Source organism: Microbacterium sp. CCNWLW41, assembly GCF_037083505.1.
Map to the genome: position 1 here is coordinate 351,047 of NZ_JBAOJP010000009.1, position 21,412 is coordinate 372,458.

General features: G+C 70.6%; 21 protein-coding genes and 4 tRNA genes. 6 read left to right on the forward strand and 19 right to left on the reverse strand.

Annotated features, from left to right (window positions below):
- Nucleotides 1-19: 19 nt before the first annotated feature.
- From secF to pdxS, 10 genes are all read right to left on the reverse strand, one after another.
- Nucleotides 20-1,012, reverse strand: a complete 993-nt coding sequence (gene secF, locus V6R91_RS28210; RefSeq protein ID WP_336398004.1) for a protein translocase subunit SecF — start codon at nucleotides 1,010-1,012, stop codon at nucleotides 20-22.
- A complete protein-coding gene (gene secD / locus V6R91_RS28215) occupies nucleotides 1,012-2,733 on the reverse strand; it encodes a protein translocase subunit SecD (protein ID WP_336398005.1) in 1,722 nt (573 codons plus the stop codon). The genes secF and secD overlap by 1 nt, the downstream gene beginning before the upstream one ends.
- Nucleotides 2,734-2,776: 43 nt before the next feature.
- The gene (locus V6R91_RS28220) at nucleotides 2,777-3,235 is read right to left on the reverse strand and encodes a preprotein translocase subunit YajC (protein ID WP_336398006.1); all 459 of its coding nucleotides are present in this window, start codon (nucleotides 3,233-3,235) and stop codon (nucleotides 2,777-2,779) included.
- A gap of 85 nt (nucleotides 3,236-3,320) precedes the next feature.
- A complete protein-coding gene (gene ruvB, locus V6R91_RS28225) occupies nucleotides 3,321-4,349 on the reverse strand; it encodes a Holliday junction branch migration DNA helicase RuvB (RefSeq protein WP_336398007.1) in 1,029 nt (342 codons plus the stop codon).
- Nucleotides 4,342-4,965 (reverse strand): Holliday junction branch migration protein RuvA, encoded by a 624-nt coding sequence (gene ruvA, locus V6R91_RS28230; RefSeq protein ID WP_336398008.1) that lies wholly within the window; start codon nucleotides 4,963-4,965, stop codon nucleotides 4,342-4,344. The genes ruvB and ruvA overlap by 8 nt, the downstream gene beginning before the upstream one ends.
- 61 nt (nucleotides 4,966-5,026) lie before the next feature.
- A complete protein-coding gene (ruvC, locus tag V6R91_RS28235) occupies nucleotides 5,027-5,599 on the reverse strand; it encodes a crossover junction endodeoxyribonuclease RuvC (RefSeq protein WP_336398009.1) in 573 nt (190 codons plus the stop codon).
- Between the two features lie 70 nt (nucleotides 5,600-5,669).
- Nucleotides 5,670-6,431, reverse strand: coding sequence for a YebC/PmpR family DNA-binding transcriptional regulator (locus V6R91_RS28240; RefSeq protein WP_336398010.1), 762 nt, complete (start codon nucleotides 6,429-6,431; stop codon nucleotides 5,670-5,672).
- Nucleotides 6,432-6,505: 74 nt separating this feature from the next.
- Nucleotides 6,506-7,027, reverse strand: a complete 522-nt coding sequence (locus tag V6R91_RS28245; protein WP_336398011.1) for a hypothetical protein — start codon at nucleotides 7,025-7,027, stop codon at nucleotides 6,506-6,508.
- A 36-nt stretch (nucleotides 7,028-7,063) separates the two neighbouring features.
- On the reverse strand, nucleotides 7,064-7,669 hold the full coding sequence (gene pdxT, locus V6R91_RS28250) for a pyridoxal 5'-phosphate synthase glutaminase subunit PdxT (RefSeq protein WP_336398063.1): 606 nt from the start codon (nucleotides 7,667-7,669) through the stop codon (nucleotides 7,064-7,066).
- Complete coding sequence (pdxS, locus tag V6R91_RS28255) at nucleotides 7,663-8,598, reverse strand: pyridoxal 5'-phosphate synthase lyase subunit PdxS (protein WP_442928187.1); 936 nt, start codon at nucleotides 8,596-8,598, stop codon at nucleotides 7,663-7,665. Before pdxS ends, pdxT begins: the two co-directional genes overlap by 7 nt.
- A gap of 83 nt (nucleotides 8,599-8,681) precedes the next feature.
- Here pdxS and V6R91_RS28260 point away from each other — a divergent pair, with 83 nt between their 5' ends.
- Nucleotides 8,682-10,025: an aminotransferase class I/II-fold pyridoxal phosphate-dependent enzyme gene (locus V6R91_RS28260; RefSeq protein ID WP_336398013.1), complete on the forward strand. Its 1,344-nt coding sequence runs from the start codon at nucleotides 8,682-8,684 to the stop codon at nucleotides 10,023-10,025.
- A gap of 7 nt (nucleotides 10,026-10,032) precedes the next feature.
- Nucleotides 10,033-10,884, forward strand: a complete 852-nt coding sequence (gene pdxY / locus V6R91_RS28265) for a pyridoxal kinase PdxY (RefSeq protein WP_336398014.1) — start codon at nucleotides 10,033-10,035, stop codon at nucleotides 10,882-10,884.
- A gap of 49 nt (nucleotides 10,885-10,933) precedes the next feature.
- Here pdxY and V6R91_RS28270 read toward each other — a convergent pair whose 3' ends face one another.
- Both V6R91_RS28270 and thrS read right to left on the reverse strand, forming a co-directional pair.
- The gene (locus V6R91_RS28270; protein ID WP_336398064.1) at nucleotides 10,934-11,461 is read right to left on the reverse strand and encodes an HIT family protein; all 528 of its coding nucleotides are present in this window, start codon (nucleotides 11,459-11,461) and stop codon (nucleotides 10,934-10,936) included.
- Nucleotides 11,462-11,514: 53 nt separating this feature from the next.
- Nucleotides 11,515-13,512 (reverse strand): threonine--tRNA ligase, encoded by a 1,998-nt coding sequence (gene thrS / locus V6R91_RS28275; RefSeq protein ID WP_336398015.1) that lies wholly within the window; start codon nucleotides 13,510-13,512, stop codon nucleotides 11,515-11,517.
- Nucleotides 13,513-13,818: 306 nt separating this feature from the next.
- On the opposite strand from thrS, the gene V6R91_RS28280 reads away from it, so the two are divergent.
- Nucleotides 13,819-14,892 (forward strand): alpha/beta fold hydrolase, encoded by a 1,074-nt coding sequence (locus tag V6R91_RS28280; protein WP_336398016.1) that lies wholly within the window; start codon nucleotides 13,819-13,821, stop codon nucleotides 14,890-14,892.
- 63 nt (nucleotides 14,893-14,955) lie between these two features.
- Here the strand turns inward: V6R91_RS28280 and V6R91_RS28285 are convergent.
- The 3 genes from V6R91_RS28285 to V6R91_RS28295 all read right to left on the reverse strand — a co-directional run bounded on the left by V6R91_RS28285 (nucleotide 14,956) and on the right by V6R91_RS28295 (nucleotide 15,257).
- Nucleotides 14,956-15,030: transfer RNA gene (locus tag V6R91_RS28285), tRNA-Val, on the reverse strand.
- 27 nt (nucleotides 15,031-15,057) lie between these two features.
- A tRNA-Cys gene (locus V6R91_RS28290) sits at nucleotides 15,058-15,131 on the reverse strand.
- A gap of 53 nt (nucleotides 15,132-15,184) precedes the next feature.
- A tRNA-Gly gene (locus tag V6R91_RS28295) sits at nucleotides 15,185-15,257 on the reverse strand.
- Between the two features lie 156 nt (nucleotides 15,258-15,413).
- Between V6R91_RS28295 and V6R91_RS28300 the strand changes: the two genes are divergently transcribed.
- A tRNA-Val gene (locus V6R91_RS28300) sits at nucleotides 15,414-15,489 on the forward strand.
- A 48-nt stretch (nucleotides 15,490-15,537) separates the two neighbouring features.
- On the opposite strand, the gene V6R91_RS28305 is transcribed toward V6R91_RS28300, so the two are convergent.
- The 3 genes from V6R91_RS28305 to zapE all read right to left on the reverse strand — a co-directional run bounded on the left by V6R91_RS28305 (nucleotide 15,538) and on the right by zapE (nucleotide 18,609).
- Nucleotides 15,538-16,056: a type II toxin-antitoxin system PemK/MazF family toxin gene (locus V6R91_RS28305; RefSeq protein WP_442928188.1), complete on the reverse strand. Its 519-nt coding sequence runs from the start codon at nucleotides 16,054-16,056 to the stop codon at nucleotides 15,538-15,540.
- Nucleotides 16,057-16,148: 92 nt separating this feature from the next.
- Nucleotides 16,149-17,417 (reverse strand): ammonium transporter, encoded by a 1,269-nt coding sequence (locus tag V6R91_RS28310; RefSeq protein ID WP_336398018.1) that lies wholly within the window; start codon nucleotides 17,415-17,417, stop codon nucleotides 16,149-16,151.
- 163 nt (nucleotides 17,418-17,580) lie between these two features.
- A complete protein-coding gene (zapE, locus tag V6R91_RS28315; protein ID WP_336398019.1) occupies nucleotides 17,581-18,609 on the reverse strand; it encodes a cell division protein ZapE in 1,029 nt (342 codons plus the stop codon).
- A gap of 147 nt (nucleotides 18,610-18,756) precedes the next feature.
- On the opposite strand from zapE, the gene V6R91_RS28320 reads away from it, so the two are divergent.
- Both V6R91_RS28320 and V6R91_RS28325 read left to right on the forward strand, forming a co-directional pair.
- Nucleotides 18,757-19,662, forward strand: a complete 906-nt coding sequence (locus V6R91_RS28320; protein ID WP_336398020.1) for a sulfurtransferase — start codon at nucleotides 18,757-18,759, stop codon at nucleotides 19,660-19,662.
- Between the two features lie 43 nt (nucleotides 19,663-19,705).
- Nucleotides 19,706-20,146 (forward strand): SufE family protein, encoded by a 441-nt coding sequence (locus tag V6R91_RS28325; RefSeq protein WP_336398021.1) that lies wholly within the window; start codon nucleotides 19,706-19,708, stop codon nucleotides 20,144-20,146.
- 14 nt (nucleotides 20,147-20,160) lie between these two features.
- Here V6R91_RS28325 and V6R91_RS28330 read toward each other — a convergent pair whose 3' ends face one another.
- Entirely contained in the window at nucleotides 20,161-21,390 is a 1,230-nt protein-coding gene (locus tag V6R91_RS28330; RefSeq protein WP_336398022.1) for an alpha/beta hydrolase, read from the reverse strand.
- Nucleotides 21,391-21,412: the final 22 nt, after the last annotated feature.

The window sequence follows — 21,412 nt, forward strand, 5'->3', positions numbered from 1 at the left end:
ACGCCCGCGCGTCGTGCGCTCAGGCCGGGGTGCCGGCCAGCTCGCGCGCCGTCACGACGCGCGCGTCGCGCGTCTTGATCGCCGGCTCGTTCTCACGCAGCAGCGAGTACAGCGGCGCGGCGACGAAGATGGTCGAGTACGCGGCCACGATCGTTCCCACGAAGATCGACAGCGACAGGTCGGTGAGCGTCTGCGCGCCGGCCCAGATGAGGCCGATGAACAGGATCGCACCCGTCGGCAGGATCGCCACGACGGTCGTGTTGATGGAGCGCACGAGCGTCTGGTTCACCGCGAGGTTGACCGACTCACCGAAGGTGCGCCCCGACACCTCCCCGTCCTCGCTGGTGTTCTCCCGGATCTTGTCGAACACGACCGTGGTGTCGTACAGGGCGTACGAGAGGATCGTCAGGAAGCCGATCACCGCGGCGGGCGAGATCTCGAAGCCGAACAGCGCGTAGACGCCGATGGTGATGATGAGGACGTCGACGAGGCCGATGATCGCCGACACCGACATCTTCCAGGTGCGGAAGTACAGCGCGAGGATGATGAAGGTCAGGGCCAGGAAGATCGCCAGTCCCCACAGCGACTGCCGCGTCACGTCGGCACCCCAGCTGGGGCCGATGAACGCGTAGCTCACCTCGCTCTCCGGAACGTCGTACGCCTCGGCGAGGGCGTCGGAGACCTCGCGGCTCTCGGCATCCGTCATCTGATCGGTCTGGACGCGGACGGCGTCCTCTCCGATCGTGACCACCTTCGTCGTCGCCTCGGGCACCACCGACAGCACGGCGTCGGTCGCCAGCGACTGGTCGACCGGCGACTGCACGCCGTTGACGGTGAACTGCGAGCCGCCGGTGAACTCGATCGAGAACTGGATCGGGCGGAACAGCGGCACGAGAACCGAGCCGAGGACGAGGAGCGCCGCGATGAGGAACCACAGGTTGCGGCGTCCGACGAAGGGGAACGACGTCTTGCCCGTGTAGAGGTCGTTGCCGAGCTGGCTCATGGAGCGCATCAGTCGTCTCCCTCCTTGACGGTCGTGCCCGGTCTGCTGTCGGCCGCGGCGAGCTCGGCCTGCTTGCGCTCGGCGATCGTCTGGCGGCGCACGGCCTCGCCGCGGGCCTTGACGGTGCGGCGTCCGGCGGCGCCGCCGGCGAGCACCGGCTCGCGGAACTGCGCGCGCCCGCGGTACACCGCGCCCAGCGCCGTCGGATCGAGCCCTGACAGCGGATGCCCTGACCCGAAGAACCTCGTGCGCACGAGCAGCTGCATCACGGGGTGCGTGAACAGGATGAAGATCAGGACGTCGATGGCCGTGGTGAGGCCGAGGGTGAACGCGAAGCCCTTCACCGTCGAGTCCGCGAGGATGTAGAGCACCACTGCGGCGAGGATGTTGATCGACTTCGAGATGTAGATCGTGCGCTTCGCGCGTCCCCAGCCGTCCTCGACGGCCGCCGTGACCGACTTGCCGTCGCGCAGCTCGTCGCGGATGCGCTCGAAGTAGACGATGAAGGAGTCGGCCGTGAAGCCGATCGTCACGATCAGGCCCGCGACGCCGGCCAGCGACAGGCGGAAGCCCATGCGCCACGCGAGGATGCACAGCGTGACGTAGGTGAGCACGGCCATGACCGCCAGCGAGGCGATGATGACGAACCCGAGCGCGCGGTAGACGATGAGCGAATACAGGGCGACGAGCGCGAGACCGATGAGACCTGCGATGAGGCCGATCTGCAGCTGCTGCGAGCCGAGCGTCGCCGAGATGGAGTTGGAGCTCTCGACCGTGAAGCTCAGCGGCAGCGCGCCGTACTTGAGCTGGTCGGCGAGCACCTTGGCGGTCTCCTGGGTGAAGCTGCCGGTGATGCTCGGCTTGCCGTCGGTGATGACGCCGTTCATGGAGGGCGCCGAGAGCACGTACCCGTCCAGGACGAACGCGAACTGGTTCAGCGGCGCCTGGGCGCCGTACAGGCGCTGGCTGATCTCGCCGAAGATCTGGGTGCCCTCGCCGTCGAACTGCAGGTTGACCGCCCACAGCCCGTTCTGCTGCTGCAGGCCGAACGTCGCGTCGTCGATCGACGAGCCGTCGAGCTCGACCGGGCCCAGGATGTACTTGACCGTGCGGTCGGCGTCGCAGGTGATCAGCGGCTCGTCGGCCGGAGCGCTGGCCGGGTCGTTGGCCGGGTCGGAGCAGTCGTACGCGAGGAACTCGGCCTGCAGGGCCGGCGTGATCCACGCGGTGTCGCTGCCGTTGGTCGGCGAGGTCGTGGGCGTCGCCTGCAGCGTGGGGTCGGGAGTCGGATACGGCGTGGCGTTGCCGTCCTCTCCGACGAACTCGGTGGCGGGGTCGCCCGCGTACAGCACGGCGCGCAGCTGGAGCTGCGCCGAGGCCTCGATCCGGTTCCGGGTCTCCTCGTCGGCCTGCCCGGGGATCTGCACGACGATCTGGTTGCCCGCCTGCGTGGTCACCTCGGCCTCGCCGACGCCGGAGGCGTCGACGCGCTGACGGATGATCGTGACGGCCTGCTCCATCTGCTCGGCCGACGGGTCGGCGCCGTCCTCGGTCTGGGCCTCGAGCACGATCTGGGTGCCGCCCTGGAGGTCCAGGGCGAGAGCGGGGGTCCACGAGCTCTGGCCGAACACGTACACGCCCAGGGCGTTGATGCCGAACAGGAGGGCCGTGATGGCGAGGAGGCCGGTCAGCGCGCGCCACGCATGCCGGACGGGAGTGGATGTCGCCACGTCTCTGCTTTCTTGGGATGCCCGAACGGGCGGAGGAGGGGCGTCAGCCCTGCGACTTGGTGCCGGGCTCGGTGTCGGGGTCGGCCTTCGTGTTGCCGGTGGCGGCCTGGTCGTCGCTGATCGAGCTGATGTCGCCGTTGGCGACGCCCTCGGCGTACTCGGCGTGGCTCTCCTCGGCCGCGAGGTACTCGTCCTCGCTGACGGCGCCGACGGTGGGGTTCACGATGCGCAGGATCGCCTGGCTGTGCACCTTGATCTGCACGCCCGGGGCCAGCTCGACGATGGCGGGCTGGTCGAGGTTGTCGGCGTCGTACGAGACGATCGTGCCGTACAGGCCGCCCTGCAGGAGCACCTCAGCGCCGGGGACGGTCTGGCGGGCCTTCTCCTCCTGCTCCAGCTTCTGCTTCTGCATCCGGCGGCGCGAGCTCCAGAACATGAAGACGAGGAGTCCGACCAGCAGGATGATGAGGCCGTAATTGCTCAGGAACGTAGCGAGGTCCATGGAGGCGGGAGCACCTTTCGGTTAAGGCGTGCGCGCCAGCGGCGGCACTGCCTTGCAGGAGGGGGTGGGCGAAAGCCTCCAGCGATTATAGGTCATCGAATCGGAGCGCCGAGTCTGCGAGGGGCACCCCCAGGTGGGCATACGCCTCCGGCATCGCGATGCGTCCGCGCGGTGTGCGGCCCATGAAGCCGATGCGGACCAGGTACGGCTCCACCACCGACTCGATCGTGTCGGGCTCCTCGCCCACCGCGACGGAGAGGGTGCCCAGGCCCACGGGACCGCCGCGGAACCGCCGCACGAGCGCGTCGAGGACGGCGCGGTCCAGGCGGTCCAGCCCGATGGCGTCGACGTCGTAGAGGTCCAGAGCGGCGTCGACGGTGGCGATGTCGGCGCCGCGACGGTTGCCGTGCACCACGAGGTAGTCGCGCACGCGACGCAGCAGGCGGTTGGCGATACGCGGCGTCCCCCGGGATCGGCGGGCGATCTCGGCGCGGGCCGCCGGCGGCAGCGAGACGCCGAGCATGGCCGCCGAGCGCTCGATGACGCGCTCGAGCTCTTCCGGCTCGTAGTACTCCAGATGCGCGGTGAATCCGAAGCGGTCGCGCAGCGGATTGGGCAGCAGCCCCGACCGCGTCGTCGCGCCGACCAGCGTGAAGGGGGCGAGGTCGAGCGGGATGCTGGTCGCACCGGCGCCCTTGCCGACCATGATGTCGATGCGGAAGTCCTCCATCGCGAGGTACAGCATCTCCTCCGCCGAGCGCGCCATGCGGTGCACCTCGTCGATGAAGAGCACCTCTCCCGGCGTCAGGCTCGACAGCAGCGCCGCCAGGTCGCCGGCGTGCTGGATCGCCGGACCGCTGGACAGCCGCAGCGGCCGTTCGCTCTCGTGCGCGACGATCATCGCGAGCGTCGTCTTGCCGAGGCCCGGGGGTCCGGAGAGCAGGATGTGGTCGGCGGGGCGCTGCTGGATGCGCGCGGCGTCCAGCAGCAGCTGCATCTGACCGCGCACCTTCTGCTGTCCGACGAATTCGGCGAGCGAGCCGGGGCGCAGCGCGCCCTCGATCGCGAGCTCGGCCTCGTCGACCGGCTCGGTCGCCTCGCGCACCTCAGCCACCGACCGGCTCCTTCCGCGCGGGCCCGAGGGTCGCCAGGGTCAGTCGCAGCAGGGCGGGGACCGAGGAGCGGTCCCTGTCGGCGGCGTCGGCGGCGACGAGGTCCACCGCTTCTGCTGCCACGCGCTCAGACCACCCCAGCCCGACGAGTGCCTGCACGACCTGTGCCGGGATCGCCGCGGCGGCGCCTGCGCCGCCGGCGGGGCCGGTGGGCCTGGTGACGGCGATCTTCCCCGCCAGCTGCACCACGATGAGCTTCGCGGTCTTGGGGCCGATCCCCGACACGCGGCGGAACGGCGCGTCGTCGTCGGCGGCGACCGCGTCGGCGATCTGCGGGACGGTCAGGGTGGACAGCACCCCGAGCGCCGACTTCGGTCCGACGCCCGTGACGCCCAGCAGAAGCCCGAACACGCCCAGCTCTTCGCGGGACTCGAACCCGAACAGCGACAGCGCGTCCTCGCGGACGATCAGCGACGTGTGCAGCGTGAGGGTGTCGCCGACCTGCGTCATGCGCGCCACCTGCGGCGTCACGGCCACGTGGAGGCCGACTCCGCCGACCTCGACGACGACCGCGTCCGCGTCGACGTGCACGGCCGTGCCGCGGACTGAGGAGATCATGCTCCGAGCCTACGGTGCGGTTCGCACGTTTGTTCGAGCGACACGCTCGGCGGCGCACCGCTCACTTCCGGGCGAGGCGCTCGGCATCGGCCCATGCCCGCTGCGCCGGTGTGAGGGGCTCGGAGCGCGACCCGGTCGCGGGGGCTCCGCGCCACGCGTGGCAGAGCGCGAGGGCGAGCGCGTCGGCGGCGTCCGCGGGTCTCGGCAGCTCGTCGAGCCGCAGCACGCGCGCCACCATGGTCTGCACCTGCCGCTTGTCGGCGTTCCCGTACCCGGTGATCGCCGCCTTGACCTCCGACGGCGTGTGCGTCGCCGCGGCGAGTCCGCGTTCCCCGGCGACCAGGAGCGCGATGCCGCTCGCCTGCGCGGTGCCCATCACCGTGGCGCGGTTGTGCTGTGCGAACACGCGCTCCACCGCGACGACGTGGGGCTCGTGCGCGTCCAGCACCGCGCGCAGACCCGTCGCGATCAGTGCGAGCCGCTCCTCGATCGGGGCGCCCGGGTCGGACCGCACGACGCCGACGTGCACGAGCGTCGCGGAGCGGTCGGGACGCACGTCGACGACGCCGACGCCGCAGCGCGTGAGGCCCGGGTCGATGCCGAGCACGCGCAGAGGACCACGGGAGGACGCCACTCCCCCACGTTAGGCCAGGCGGACGGATGCCCCGCCCAGGCGCGCCTGGGCGGGGCATCCGGAGCGATCGTCAGTCCTCGTCGTCCTCGAGCTCCGCCTGCACCTCGGGCGTGAGGTCGAAGTTGCTGTAGACGTTCTGCACGTCGTCGCTGTCCTCGAGGGCGTCGATGAGGCGGAAGACCTTGCGCGCCGTCTCGGCGTCCACCTCGACCTTGAGATTGGGGACGAACTCGACGTCGGCCGACTCGTAGTCGATGCCCGCCTCCTGCAGCGCGGTGCGCACCGTGACGAGGTCGGATGCCTCGGTGATGACCTCGAAGCCCTGGGCGTGGGGCTCGACCTCCTCCGCGCCGGCCTCCAGGACCGCCATCATGACGTCGTCCTCGGTGGTCGACTCGCCGCCGACGACGATCACGCCCTTGCGGGTGAAGTTGTACGCGACGCTGCCCGGGTCGGCGAGCGTGCCCCCGTTGCGGGTGAGCGCGGTGCGCACCTCGGCGGCCGCGCGGTTCTTGTTGTCGGTGAGGCACTCGATCAGGAGGGCGACGCCGGAGGGGCCGTACCCCTCGTACATGATCGAGGAGTACTCGACCGACTCCCCGCCGATGCCGGCGCCGCGCTTGATGGCGCGGTCGATGTTGTCCTTGGGGACCGACGTCTTCTTCGCCTTCAGCACGGCGTCGAACAGGGTCGGGTTGCCCGCCAGGTCAGGCCCGCCGAGCTTCGCGGCGACCTCGATGTTCTTGATGAGCTTGGCCCACGACTTCGCACGGCGCGCGTCGATGACCGCCTTCTTGTGCTTGGTCGTCGCCCACTTGGAATGCCCGGACATGGTCCTCCTGAATCACGCTCGTCGGCGGCCGGCGCTTCGATCGCGGCGCCACGACGGACTAGTTTATCCCCGCGTCACAGGGCGAACTCGAACCCGAAGCGCGACGACAGCAGCGCCACGAGGTCTCGCGGCACCTTCGTGAGATAGGCGGGGGCTGGGGCGAGCCTGTCCGCCGAGCCGATGAACGGGAAGTACACCGGACCCTCGGTCAGCTGCTCGACCCGATCGCGGACGGCGACGATCTCGGCGCCCACGCGCCGCAGGCGGGGAAGGGTGATCGGCGAGGCGAGGCGCAGCGTGTCGCTGATGGGCATGCGCCAGTGGCGCAGCTCGTCGCCGCGCCGTGAGCGGGTCTCCTCGCCGAGCGGGCCGAGCACGCGACCCCACGCGGCGATGCCGGGAACCGGCAGCGTGCGATCCCACACGAAGAGCGTGTCACCGGGCTCGGTGAACCCGACGAGCTCGTGGGACCACTCGAAGCGGCGGTCGTCGGCCGCCTTCGGAGCCGTCAGCGCGTCGCCGACGACGCCGCGCGACGGGGCGATCATCCAGTAGCGCTCCTCCGGGTGCTCGCGCCACCAGTCGTTGATCGTCATGGATCAGAATCTACCCCGGGAGGCGGATCCGGCCGGTCAGCCGACGCGCTCGCGGACCATGTCGAGGAACAGCGCGTGGAACCGCTGCTCCCCGCCGACCTCCGGGTGGAAGGACGTGCCCAGGAGCGCTCCCTGGCGGACGGCCACCACGCGTCCGTCGGCGAGCGCGGCCAGGCGCTCCACGCCCTCCCCCGCCTGCTCCACGAGCGGCGCGCGGATGAACACCGCGTGCACCGGGGGGCGGCCGAGCACGGGGACGTCCAGATCCACCTCGAACGAGTCCACCTGGCTGCCGAAGGCGTTGCGGCGCACCGTCACGTCGAGGCCGCCGAAGGTCTGCTGACCCTCGATCCCGTCCGTGATCCGGTCGGCGAGGAGGATCAGGCCGGCGCAGGTCCCGTAGACGGGCATCCCCTCCGCGATCGCGGCGCGCACCGGGTCGCGCATCCCGAACGCGCGGGCGAGCTTGTCGATGACGCTCGACTCGCCGCCCGGGAGGACGAGGCCGTCCACCTGGGCGAGCTCCTCGGGGCGTCGGACCGTCGCGACCTCGGCCCCGAGGTCCGAGAGCACGCGCACGTGCTCACGGACGTCGCCCTGCAGCGCGAGGACGCCGACCCGGGGTCGCGGCCTCGTCACCAGCCGCGCTCGGCGAGCCGATGCGGCGCGGCGAGGTCGGCGACGTTGATGCCCACCATCGCCTCGCCGAGTCCGCGGGACACGTCGGCGATCACCGTGGGGTCGTCGTAGAAGGTGGTGGCCTTCACGATCGCCGCCGCGCGCTCGGCGGGGTTCCCCGACTTGAAGATCCCCGAGCCGACGAAGACGCCGTCGGCGCCCAGCTGCATCATCATCGCCGCGTCGGCGGGCGTGGCGACGCCCCCGGCGACGAAGAGGACGACGGGGAGCTTGCCCGTCTCGGCGATCTCGGCGACCAGCTCGTACGGCGCCTGGAGCTCCTTGGCCGCGACGTACAGCTCGTCCTTGGTCATCGACCGCAGGACGTTGATCTCCGAGCTGATCTTGCGGATGTGCTTGGTCGCCTCCGACACGTCTCCGGTGCCGGCCTCGCCCTTGGAGCGGATCATCGCCGCACCCTCGTTGATGCGGCGCAGCGCCTCGCCGAGGTTGGTCGCGCCGCACACGAACGGGACGGTGAACTTCCACTTGTCGATGTGGTTGACGTAGTCGGCGGGCGAGAGCACCTCGGACTCGTCGATGTAGTCCACGCCGAGCTCCTGCAGCACCTGCGCCTCGACGAAGTGGCCGATGCGGGCCTTGGCCATCACCGGGATCGAGACCGACGCGATGATGTCGTCGATGAGGTCGGGGTCGCTCATGCGGGCGACGCCCCCCTGCGCGCGGATGTCGGCCGGCACGCGCTCGAGCGCCATGACCGCGACGGCGCCCGCGTCCTCGGCGATCTTCGCCTGTTCGGCAGTGACGACGTCCATGATGACGCCGCCCTTGAGCATCTCGGCGAGTCCGCGCTTGACGCGGTCGGTTCCCGTGTCGGCAGTGGTCACGAGCGTTCCCTTCGTTCGGCGCGGTGCGCGCAGCGGTGAGGACATATGCGGGTATTGGCCTAGGCCAAAAGATAGCATGAGCTGGGCCCTACACTCATCCGGAGACGGCCGCTGAAGGGGGATGCGCAATGGACCTGGACATCCGCGGCAGGTCGGCGTCCGAGATCGCCGACAGCCTGCGTGCCCTGATCGAGCGCGGCGACCTTCGCCCCGGGCAGGCGATCCCGCCCGTCCGCGCCCTGGCAGACGGGCTGGGGGTCAACCGCAACACAGTCGTCGCTGCCTATCGCCAGCTCACGCAGGCCGGCGTCATCGTGACGCGCGGCCGCGGCGGCACGCGCGTGGCCGACCCCGCCCCCGTCGCCCAGGAGGGCTTCGCCGCCGGCAGCGTGCTGCGCGACGTCGGCACGGGCAACCCCGACCCCGACCTGATCCCCGACCCGTCGTCCGCATTGGCGAGCGTGGCCGGGCGGCCCGTCCTGTACGGCGAGCCGGTGATCGACCCCGCCCTGGAGGAATGGGCGCGGGAGTGGATGCGGCAGGACCTGGCACCCGCCGCGGACATGCGGCTGACGATCACCAGCGGCGCGGCCGACGCCGTCGAGCGCCTGCTCGCCCAGGCGCTCACGCGGGACGACGCCGTGGCGCTCGAGGACCCCTGCTTCCTCACCAGCATCCACACCGTCCGCATCGGCGGGTACCGCGCCGTCCCGGTCCCCGTCGACGACGAGGGCATGACGGTCGAGGGACTGCGGGCGGCGCTCGACCAGGGCGTCCGCGCCGTCGTCCACACGCCGCGGGCGCAGAACCCCACCGGGGCGAGTCTCTCGAAGCGTCGCGCCGAGCAGCTGCGGGCGGTGCTGCGCGACCACCCGTACGTCCTCGTCATCGAGGACGACCACTTCTCGCTGCTGTCGCGGCAGCCGTTCCACTCCCTCGTCGCGGCGGGCCACCGACGGTGGGCGCTGGTCAGGTCGGTGTCGAAGTTCCTGGGTCCCGACATGTGCCTGGCGGTGACGGCATCCGATCCCGAGACGGCCGAGCGGCTCGCGATGCGGCTCACTCCCGGCACGACCTGGGTCAGCCACCTGCTCCAGCGGCTCACGCTCGCTCTGGTGAAGGATGCCGCGACCATGGCGGCCATCGAGCGCGCGGGCGCTCACTACGCGGCGCGCAACGCGGCGTTCGTGCAGCGCCTGTCGGCGCAGGGCGTGCCGGCGGGCGCCGGTGACGGGCTGAACCTGTGGATCGCGCTCCCCGTGCCGGCGCGGGCGGTCTCGGAGCAGCTGATGCGCCGCGGGTGGCTCGCCCGGCCCGGCGACGAGTTCGTGCTGGCCGAGGCGGGCCCGTCGCACCGCCTGCGGCTCACGGTGCACGATCTGGACGACCCCGACGCCGACCGGCTCGCCGCCGACGTCGCCGCCGCCGTGCGAGCGGCCGGTGGACGGCTCGTCACGCGCGAAGTGGCATGATCGAGCGGTGAAGATCCTCTCGATCCAGTCCGCGGTCGCCTACGGTCATGTCGGCAACTCCGCCGCCGTCTTCCCGCTCCAGCGCATCGGCGTCGAGGTCATGCCGGTCTACACGGTGAACTTCTCCAATCACACCGGCTACGGCGCATGGCGCGGCCCCCTCATCAGCCCGGACGACGTGCGCGAGGTCATCACGGGCATCGAGGAGCGCGGCGCGTTCCCGGAGATCGACGTCGTGCTCTCGGGGTACCAGGGCGGCGAGGGCATCGCCGACGTGATCCTCGACGCCGTCGCACGGGTCAAGCAGGCCAACCCCGAGGCCGTCTACGCGTGCGACCCGGTGATGGGCAACGCGAAGTCGGGCTGCTTCGTCGCGCCGGCCATCCCCGTGCTGCTGCGGGAGCGCGTGGTCCCCGCCGCCGACATCATCACCCCGAACCAGTTCGAGCTCGGCTTCCTGACCGGCACCGAGCCCGCCGACCTCGCATCGACGCTCGCCTCGGCAGACCTCGCCCGGGCGATGGGCCCCGGAACGGTGCTGGTCACGAGCGTCGAACGGCCCGATCGCCCGGAGGGGACGATCGAGATGCTCGCCGTGACCGATGACGGCGCCTGGATCGTGCAGACGCCCCACATCCCGATGAAGGCGAACGGATCGGGCGACGTCACGGCCGCCCTCTTCACCGCGCACTACCGCCGCACCGGCGACGCAGCCGATGCGCTCGCCCGCACCACGTCGAGCGTGTTCGACCTCCTCGAGCGCACGCACGCGTCGGGCGAGCGCGAGCTGCAGCTCGTCGAGTCGCAGGAGGCCTACGCCCACCCGCGTCTGCAGTTCGAGGTCACGCGGGTCCGCTGATCGCATCGGAGTGACGGATGCCGCGGGCCGCGGCATCCGTCGACTCCGGTCAGGCGCTCCAGGCGTCGGCCACCGCGCGGCGCACGTCGCCCAGCAGCTGGGGCAGCGCCTTGGTCTTCGCGATGATCGGGAAGAAGTTCGCGTCCGCGGCCCAGCGGGGCACGATGTGCTGGTGCAGGTGCTCGTCCACGCCCGCGCCGGCGACATGCCCCTGGTTCATGCCGATGTTGAAGCCGTCGCAGCGCGACACCTGACGGAGCACGCGCATGCCCTGCTGGGTCAGGAGGCCGATCTCGGCGACCTCCTCGTCCGTCGCCTGGTCGTAGGTCGCGATATGGCGATACGGGCAGATCAGCAGATGACCCGAGTTGTACGGGAAGAGGTTCAGCAGCGCGTACGCCGTCCTCCCGCGGAAGACGATGAGGCCGTCCTCGTCGGACCTGCGGGGCGCCTCGCAGAACGGGCACTCCTGCCGCAGCACCTCGGGGCCCGCCTGGATGTACGCCATGCGGTGCGGGGTCCACAGCCGCTGGAACTGGTCGGGCACCCCCGGGAGTGTCGCGGCGTCGACGAGCACCGGGTCCGGGGCATCCGTTCCCGGAGTCCCCGGACCGGGCTCGCCGACGTCCGTCACGAAAAGTCCTCCGCCGTGTTCACCAGGGCATGCGAGGCGATCGCGTCGCGGACGCGGCGGACGGCGTCGGCGATCGGCACGCCGTTCTCCTGCGAGCCGTCGCGGAAGCGGAACGACACGGTGCCGGCGGACTGGTCCTGGGCGCCCGCGATCAGCTGCAGCGGCACCTTCTGGGTGGTGTGGGTGCGGATCTTCTTCTGCATGCGGTCGTCGGAGTGGTCGAGCTCGGCGCGCACTCCCGCTGCCCTCAGCTGCGCGATGACGTCGCCGAGGTAGTCGGCGAAGTCCTCGGCGACGGGGATGCCGACCACCTGCACGGGCGCAAGCCACACCGGGAACGCGCCGGCGTAGTGCTCGAGCAGGATCGCGAAGAACCGCTCGATCGAGCCGAAGAGCGCCCGGTGGATCATGATCGGCCGCTTCTTCTGGCCGTCGCGATCGGTGTACTCCAGCTCGAACCGCTCCGGCAGGTTCGGGTCGACCTGGACGGTGGACAGCTGCCAGGTGCGGCCGATCGCGTCACGCGTCTTGAGGTCGATCTTCGGACCGTAGAAGGCCGCCTCGCCCGGGACCTCGGTGAGCTTCAGGCCGCTCGCGAGGGCGACGTTGCGAAGCGCGTCGGTCGAGTGCTCCCAGAACTCGTCCGAGCCGATCCACTTCTCCTTCTCGTCGTCGCGCATCGACAGCTCGAGCTCGAAGTCCTCGAGGCCGAAGTCGCGGAGCATCGAGATGACGAACTCCAGGACGCGGGTCGCCTCCTCCTCCAGCTGCTCCGGAGTGACGAACAGGTGCGAGTCGTCCTGGGTGAAGCCGCGCACCCGGGTGAGGCCGTGCAGCGCGCCCGAGAGCTCGTTGCGGTACACCGTGCCGTTCTCGGCCAGCCGCATCGGCAGGTCGCGATAGCTGCGCGCGCGCTCCTTGTAGATGAGGATGTGCATCGGGCAGTTCATCGGCTTCAGGTAGTAGTCCTGGCCGTGCTTGGTGATCTCGCCCTGCTCGTCGCGCTCCTCGTCGAGGTGGATGGGCGGGAACATCCCCTCCTTGTAGGTGACGAGGTGGTTCGACTGCAGGAAGAGGTCCTGCTTGGAGATGTGGGGCGTGTAGACGTAGGTGTAGCCGCCCTCGATGTGGCGCCGGCGCGCGTGCTGCTCCATCTCGCCGCGCACCACGCCGCCGCGCGGGTGCCAGACCGACAGGCCCGATCCGATCTCGTCCGGGAACGAGAACAGGTCCAGCTCCTTGCCGAGCTTGCGGTGGTCGCGCTTCGCGGCCTCCTCGAGGCGCGTCTGGTAGGCGCGCAGCTCGTCCTTGGTCGGCCAGGCGGTGCCGTAGATGCGCTGCAGCTGGGGGTTCTTCTCGCTGCCGCGCCAGTATGCACCCGCGATCCGCTGGAGCGCCCACCCGTTGCCGATCATGCGGGTGGTGGGCAGATGCGGTCCGCGGCAGAGGTCCTTCCACACGGTCTGGCCGTCGCGGTCGACGTTGTCGTAGATCGTCAGCTCGCCCGCGCCGACCTCGACGGAGGCGCCCTCGGCCTTGTCGGCGGCGCCGCCGCCCTTCAGGTCGATGAGCTCGAGCTTGAACGGCTCGTCGACGAGCTCGACGCGCGCCTCCTCCTCGGTCACGACACGGCGCACGAAGCGCTGGCCCTCGCGGACGATGCGCTGCATCTCCTTGTCGATGGCCTTGATGTCCTCGGGGGTGAAGGGATGCTCGACGCCGAAGTCGTAGTAGAAGCCGTCGGTCACCGGCGGGCCGATGCCCAGGTTCGCCTGCGGGTGGATGCGCTGGACGGCCTGCGCGAGGACGTGGGCCGTCGAATGGCGCAGGATCGCCAGGCCGTCGGGGCTGTCGATGGTGACGGGCTCCACGGCATCCGCCTGCTCCACCACCGTCGCGAGGTCTTTCAGCTCACCGTTGACGCGGAGGGCGACCACGGAGCGATCGGGGAACAGGGCGAAGCCGTCGGCGGGATAGGACACAGCGTCAGTCACGGAAACTCTCCAGGGAATGGCTCGGATCAAGGCTACTCAGCTTCGGGCGCACGACACGCCCCGCCCGCTCAGGCGCCGAGCGTTCGCGTGTCGGTCTCGAGTGCCGCAGCGGCGGCCGACCAGACGAGTTCCACGCTCCGAGTCTAGTCAGCCGACGGCGGCGCCCGTGCCCGCCGGACGGCGGCCGATGTGGACGAGCTCGTGGCGGGGCCGCGCTGCGGGCAATAGGCTGACGGCGTCGTCGCATGCGGTGCAGAAGCCGCCCGGCGTGCGGCGACACGCGCACCGCGACCACTGGGGGTCGACATGAGCGAGGGCGATGTCCTGCCGGCGGCGACCGGCGATCGGATCAGGCGGAGGCTCCGCTGCGGTGAGCCGGTGGTCCACGGGTTCGACGCGGCCGACGGCGTGGCGCTGCGGCTCACGCGGTTCCGGGGCGGGCGCAGGGGACCTGTCGTGCTCTCCCCCGGCTTCGGGACGTCGGCGCTGGCCTACACGCTCGACACGACCGAGACCAACCTCCCCGAGCACCTCTACGAGCGCGGCTACGACGTGTGGGTGCTGGACTATCGCGCGAGCCCCGCCCTGGCGTCGGCGAGCTCGCAGTTCACGCTGGACGACATCGCGCGGTTCGACTACCCGGCCGCCGTGCAGAAGGTCCGAGACGTCAGCGGCGCCGAGTCGGTGCAGATCGTCGCGCACTGTGTCGGATCGCTCACCCTGCTGATGTCGCTCGGGCTGGGCCTGCGCGGCGTGCGGTCGGCGGTGGCCTCGCAGGTGACGCTCCACCCGCGCGCGGGCGCGCTCAACGAGTTCCGCGCCGGCATCTACACGGGCAACGTCCTCCAGGCGCTCGGCGTCGACACGCTGACCACCGAGCCCGCCGACGATCCGTCGTGGGCCGAGTCGCTCTACGACCGTGCCCTGGCGCTGTATCCCGCGGGCGAGGAGCCGTGCGACAGGCCGTTCTGCCGCCGGGTGATGTTCATCTACGGCGAGGTCTACGACCACGACCGCCTCAACGAGGCGACGCACGATCACCTGCATGAGGCGTTCGGGGTGGCCAACCTGAGGGCGCTCACCCACATCACGAAGATCCTCCGCGAGGACCATGCCGTGAGCATGGACGGCGAGCACGACTACCTCGACGACGTCTCCGGCCTGCGCGTCCCGATCGCGTTCGTCCACGGCGAGGCCAATCGCCTCTTCCTGCCGGAGGGCAGCCGGATCACGTACGAGCACCTGCGGGAGGTCAACGGCGACGGGTACTACACGCGGCACGTGATCCCCGGCTACGCCCACATGGACTGCTTCATCGGGACGGATGCCGCGCGCGATGTCTACCCGGTCCTCACCGCTGAGCTGGACCGGTACAACTGACCGATCGAGCACGGCCGGCATGGCGAGGAACGAAGAAACCCCCGGGGATCCGGGGGTTTCCAGTGGTGGGCGATACTGGGATCGAACCAGTGACCTCTTCCGTGTCAGGGAAGCGCGCTACCGCTGCGCCAATCGCCCGAGTCGAACTCCGGTCGGGACCGGGAGTGGAGGTGGCGACGGGATTCGAACCCGTGTAAACGGCTTTGCAGGCCGGTGCCTAGCCGCTCGGCCACGCCACCGCGTGTGGTTTGACCCCACGTGCCGTGATCCCTGGAGGGGATCCCTGCACTCGAGCGGATGACGAGACTCGAACTCGCGACCCTCACCTTGGCAAGGTGATGCGCTACCAACTGCGCTACATCCGCATTTCGCTTCCGGGATTCGCACCCCGGGCACTTGAACGACTTTAGCCGATCCTCGCCGTCATGCAAAACCGGACGGACCCCGCGCGTGTCACACGGATGTGGTTCGAGGCACGCTTCGCCATCCGGTAGGATCGTTACTCGTCCCCCTCGGGGTACGGGCGATTGGCGCAGTTGGTAGCGCGCTTCCTTCACACGGAAGAGGTCATCAGTTCGAGTCTGGTATCGCCCACCACGACGAATGAGGCCGGCCACGTCAGTGGCCGGCCTCTTCTGCATCCGGTCAGTCGTCAATCGCCCAGCCGTAGCGGCGGTGGAGCGCGTCGGCGACCCGCATGAAGCGCTCGAGATCGAGGGCGGATGCCTCACGCCGCAGTCCCTCGCGATGCACGCTGTAGATCTGGTCGATGTCGACCCACGACGGCCTGCCGCGCGCGTCCCACTCCCCCGCGCCCAGGGGGAGGAAGTCGCGGTCGCCGTCGTGGGCCTTGCTGGTGAGCTTGACGGCGTAGACGCGTTCGGGATCCTGCCTTCCGATGACGAGCACGGGACGGTCCTTGCCACGCCCGTCGTTCTCGACGTACGGCACCCAGGTCCAGACGACCTCTCCGGCGTCCGGCTCGCCGTCGCGGTCGGGGGCGTACGCGATCCGCAATGCGCTCCGGCCCGGTGGCGGCACCTCGATCGTGGCGGTCGCGCCGGCGTGCGACGCGGCGGGGACCGCCGGCGCTGCGGACCGCCGCGGCCGCAGAATGCCGCTCAGGACGCCGAGCAGACCTCTTCGCTGTGTCACACGCGTCATCCTACGAGGCGCGTCGGGCCGCCCCGGCGCGCCGAAGGGGCGCCGCGGTCGGGGGGAGACCGCGGCGCCCCTTCGGCGCTGTGCGAAGAGCGTCAGGCGCGAGTGCCCTCCAGGACGTATCCCTCTTCGCCGTGCACGACGGTGTCGATGCCGGCGACCTCGTCCTCGTTCTTGACGCGGAAGCCGATCGTCTTCTCGATGACCAGGCCGATGCCGAAGGCCAGGGCGAACGAGTACACGAGGACGGCGATCGCGGCGATGGCCTGCACGAGCAGCTGCGTGAACGAGCCGCTGTAGATGAGGCCGGTGCCGTTGGCGAAGAAGCCGAGGTAAAGCGTTCCGATGAGGCCGCCGACGAGGTGGATGCCCACGACGTCGAGCGAGTCGTCGAAGCCCCACTTGTACTTGAGCTCGATCGCGAGGGCGCAGACGGCGCCGGCGACGAGGCCGAGCACGATCGCCCAGATCGGGGTCACCGACGCGCACGCCGGGGTGATGGCGACCAGACCCGCGACGGCGCCGGAGGCGGCACCGACCGAGGTGGGCTTGCCGTCCTTCAGCTTCTCGACCACGAGCCAGGCCAGGAGGGCCGCGGCGGGGGCGGCGATCGTGTTGACGAACGCGAGGGCCGCGGTGCCGTCGGCGGCGAGCTCCGAGCCGGCGTTGAAGCCGAACCAGCCGAACCACAGCAGGCCGGCGCCCAGGAGCACGAACGGCGGGTTGTGCGGGACGTGGACGCCCTTCTGGAAGCCGACGCGCTTGCCGAGCACCAGGGCGAGCGCGAGAGCGGCCGCGCCGGCGTTGATGTGGACGGCCGTGCCGCCCGCGAAGTCGATCGCGCCGACTCCGAACCACTCCTGCATGCCGTAGGTGATCCAGCCGCCGTAGGCGAAGCTCCCATCCTCGGCGAGGCCGAAGTTGAACACCCAGCTGGCGACCGGGAAGTAGACGATCGTGGCCCAGATGGCCGCGAAGATCATCCACGATCCGAACTTGGCGCGGTCGGCGATGGCGCCCGACACCAGAGCGACCGTGAGGATCGCGAAGGTGGCCTGGAACGCGACGAAGGCCAGCGGCGGGTATGCCGCGCCCTCCGGCACCTCGAGGAGGCTGGTCAGTCCGATGGCCGACCAGTCGATCGACCACGGGGCGACGAGGCCCTCAGCGCCGGGGAAGGCGATGGCGTAGCCGTAGACGACCCACAGCACGCCGATGAGGCCGAGTGCGCCGAAGCTGAGCATCATCATGCTGATGACGCTCTTGGCCTTCACCAGGCCGCCGTAGAAGAACGCGAGACCGGGCGTCATCAACAAGACGAGCGCGGCCGCTATGAGCATGAATGCGGTGTTGCCTTGATCCATCTCGGTGGAGAACCTCTCTGCGGGGGACGCAGCTGAAAGCGTCGGGTTCCCTCAGTGTGTCGACCGTCCGTTTCGGCAGCGGGACGACCCGTGTTTCTCCTTCGTTACGGAGCCGCCCCGCACGTAAACATCGTGTTTCGGGGCTCCGAGGACCCGCCGGGAATCAGGCGAGGGTCGACGCGACCAGGCGGGAGATCGCCCGGAGATACTTCTTGCGGTACCCCCCGGCGAGCATCTCCTCCGGGAAGACGAGGTCCAGCGACGTCCCCGTCGCCCGGATCGGCAGCTGCGCGTCGTACACGCGGTCGATGAAGGCGACGAAGCGCAGCGCCGCGGACTGGTCCGTGAAGGGTTCGACGTCGCGCAGTCCGACCATCGAGAGCCCCTCGATCAGGCGGATGTAGCGAGACGGGTGCACGCGGGCGAGGTGGCTTACGAGGTCGTCGAACGCATCGTCGGAGACGAGGCTCGTGGCCGCGGCATCCGCGATCGCCGCGTCGTACTGCGGGCGCTCGAGCACCATCGCGTGGCCGTCGACGGCGCGGTGACGGTAGTCCGTCCCGTCGATGCGCACCGTATGGAAGCTCGCCGCCATGGCGTGGATCTCGCGCAGGAAGTCCTGCGCGGCGAACCGCCCCTCCCCGAGCGCGTTGGGAGGGGTGTTGGATGTCGCCGCCAGACGCGTCCCGGAGGCGACGAGCTCGCCCAGCAGCCGGGTCATCACCATCGTGTCACCGGGGTCGTCCAGCTCGAACTCGTCGATGCACAGCAGATCCGAGCCGCGGAACAGCTCGACGGTGTTCTGGTAGCCGAGCGCGCCCACGAGCGCCGTGTACTCGATGAACGACCCGAAGTACTTCCGCCGCGCGGGCAGCGCGTGGTACACCGCGGCCAGGAGGTGGGTCTTGCCCACGCCGAAGCCGCCGTCGAGGTACACGCCCGGCTTGACCTCCGGCCGCTTCGCGCGACGGAAGAGCCCGCCCTTGACGGGTGCCGCGGTTCCGGTGAACGCCAGGAGCAGGTCCTTCGCCTCCTGCTGCGAGGGATATGCGGGATCGGCCCGGTAGGTGTCGAAAGTCGCGTCGGCGAACTGCGGCGGCGGCACGAGGGCGGCGACCATCTCGGCACCGGCGAGCTGCGGGGTCCGCTCTGCGAGGTGGACGACGCCGGAGCGGGTGGCGGAGACGGTCATGCGGATCCTCGGTGGAAGTGGACGGCGCGTTACAGCAGGGCTGTGCTCGCCCGCCCGGGAATCTAGGGTCGAAGGCGACGGTTCAACCCTAACCGCCGCCCGCGGGCGCCGACGCGTGCCCGCACCCCGCCGACATCAGGAGACGCCATGCCCGTCGAGACCGACACCTCGTCCGAGAAGTTCGCCGAGTACGCCCAGCCCGGACGGCTCGTCACCGGCGAGTGGCTCGAGGCCCGGCTGGGCCGGCCGGGGCTCGTCGTCGTCGAATCCGACGAGGACGTGCTGCTGTACGAGACGGGGCACATCCCCGGTGCCGTCAAGGTGGACTGGCACACCGAGCTCAACGACCCCGTGGTGCGCGACTACGTCGACGGCGAGGGTTTCGCCGCGCTGCTCGGCCGCAAGGGGATCTCCCGCGATGACACGGTGGTGATCTACGGGGACAAGAACAACTGGTGGGCGGCCTACGCGCTGTGGGTCTTCTCCCTCTTCGGGCACGAGGACGTCCGGCTCCTCGACGGCGGCCGTGACAAGTGGATCGCCGAGGGCCGCCCGATGACGACAGAGGTGCCCAAGCCCGAGCCCACGCGCTACCCGGTCGTCGAGCGCGACGACTCGGTGCTGCGCGCATACAAGGAGGACGTCCTCGCACACCTCGGCAGCGGTCCGCTCATCGATGTGCGCTCCCCTGAGGAGTACGACGGCTCGCGCACCACTGCCCCGGCCTACCCCGAGGAGAGCGCTCTGCGCGCCGGGCACATCCCCACGGCGAGGAGCGTCCCGTGGGGACGCGCCGTCGCCGAGGACGGCGGCTTCAAGAGCCGCGCCGAGCTCGACGCGATCTACCGGGGCGAGGTCGGGCTGAAAGACGACGATGCGATCGTCGCCTACTGCCGGATCGGCGAGCGGTCCAGCCACACCTGGTTCGTGCTCAGGCATCTCCTGGGCTTCGACGACGTGCGCAACTACGACGGGTCCTGGACGGAGTGGGGCAGCGCGGTGCGTGTGCCGATCGTCGCGGGAGCCGAGCCCGGCGACGCCCCCCGCCGGTGACCGGCCGGGTCCCTCGCCATTCGGGCGTGGGATGATGGCGGGGATGACCGACACCGCCCTGCCCGAGCGCCTCGCCGAGATCCGCGACGAGTTCCTGGAGCTGCCCGAGGCCGACCGGCTGCAGCTGCTCCTGGAGTACTCGTACGAGCTGCCCGCCGTGCCGGCGGAGTACGAAGGCCACCCCGAGCTCTACGAGCGCGTCGTCGAGTGCCAGTCCCCCGTCTTCATCGTCGTGGACGTCGACGGCGACGGCACCGTGGCCATGCACGCGACGGCGCCGCCCGAGGCGCCGACGACGCGCGGGTTCGCCAGCATCCTGGCCCAGGGCCTCACCGGGCTGACAGCCGGCGAGGTCCTCGCGGTGCCGGGCGACTTTCCCCAGACGCTGGGGCTCACCCGCGTCGTGTCGCCGCTGCGGATCTCGGGCATGACGGGCATGCTGCTGCGCGCGCAGCGGCAGGTGCGCGCCAAAGCGGCCGCCTGACACGCGCGCACTCCTCAGTCGGGCAGGAGGCCCTGCGCTGCGAGCCACGAGCGGATGCTGTCGCTCCATCGCTCCTGGTCGTAGTTCCACAGCTTCGTGTGCCGCGCGACCTCGAACACCTGCATCTGGACGAGATCGGGGCGGGCGACGACGAGGTCGTGCGAGGCGTCCGAGGGGACGTAGCCGTCGTCGTCGCTGTGGAGGATGAGGATCGGATGCCGCAGCTCGCTCGCGCGCGACAGCACGTCGAGCTGGTCGAGGCGGATCGCCGCGCCGGTGCGGGTGAGCGGGGCCGCCCACTCCGTACGGAGCGCCTCCATCGCCAGACCCGTGATCGCGTCGGGCACGCGCTGCTCGCGCGCCTGGTACTTCAGCACGAGGCTCCAGTCCACGACGGGCGACTCGAGGATCAGGCCGGCGATCGCGTCGCGGTGTGCGGAGTTCAGGGCCAGCTGCAGCGCGATCGCTCCGCCCATCGACCAGCCCATGATCACGATCCGGCGGGCGCCGCGTCGCCGGGCGAACCCGACGGCGGCATCGACGTCGCGCCATTCCGTCGATCCCAGCCCGTAGGTGCCGCTGCGGCTGCGCGGCGCCTCACCGTCGTTGCGGTACGAGACCACGAGCGAGGTGATGCCGAGCCCGTGGAAGACGGGGACCGCGCGCAGGCACTCGGCGCGCGTCGTACCGCGCCCGTGCACCTGGATGACCCACGTCTCGCCGGAGCCCGCCGGGAAGAGCCACGCCGGGCACGGGCCGACGGTCGAGCCGATGAGCTCCGGGCTGAAGGGAAGGTGCAGCTGCTCGGGACGGTCGTAGTACCAGCCGCTGAAGGCCGCCTCGGGGGCGAGCTCGGCGTCGGAGCCGATATGGGTGAGCAGCTTGCGCTTGACGCTGGTGGCGTCCTCCGAGAGCACCGAGCCGAGCTTGATGTAGTCCGAGGTGCCCTTGGTGAACAGGCCGTAGCGCCCCGGAAGCGCGGTGTCGGGCGTCCGCGACAGCGTGATCGTCTGCGCGGCGGTGTCCAGGGCGAGGATGCGCGTGTCGGGCTCGCGCCGCGTCGGCGTGACGACGCGGCGGGCCATCAGGACGGACCCGGCGGCGAGGGCGCCGAGCGTCCCGGCCAGCGCGACGCTCAGCACCGTGAGCGCGGCTTTGACCCCGGCGACGTAGGCGGGTGTGCGGGGCCGGGTGGCGGAGCTGCGGGTTGCGCCGCCCATCGCGGCGCGCCTGAAGGCGACCATCGAGGCATCACTCTAGTCTGTC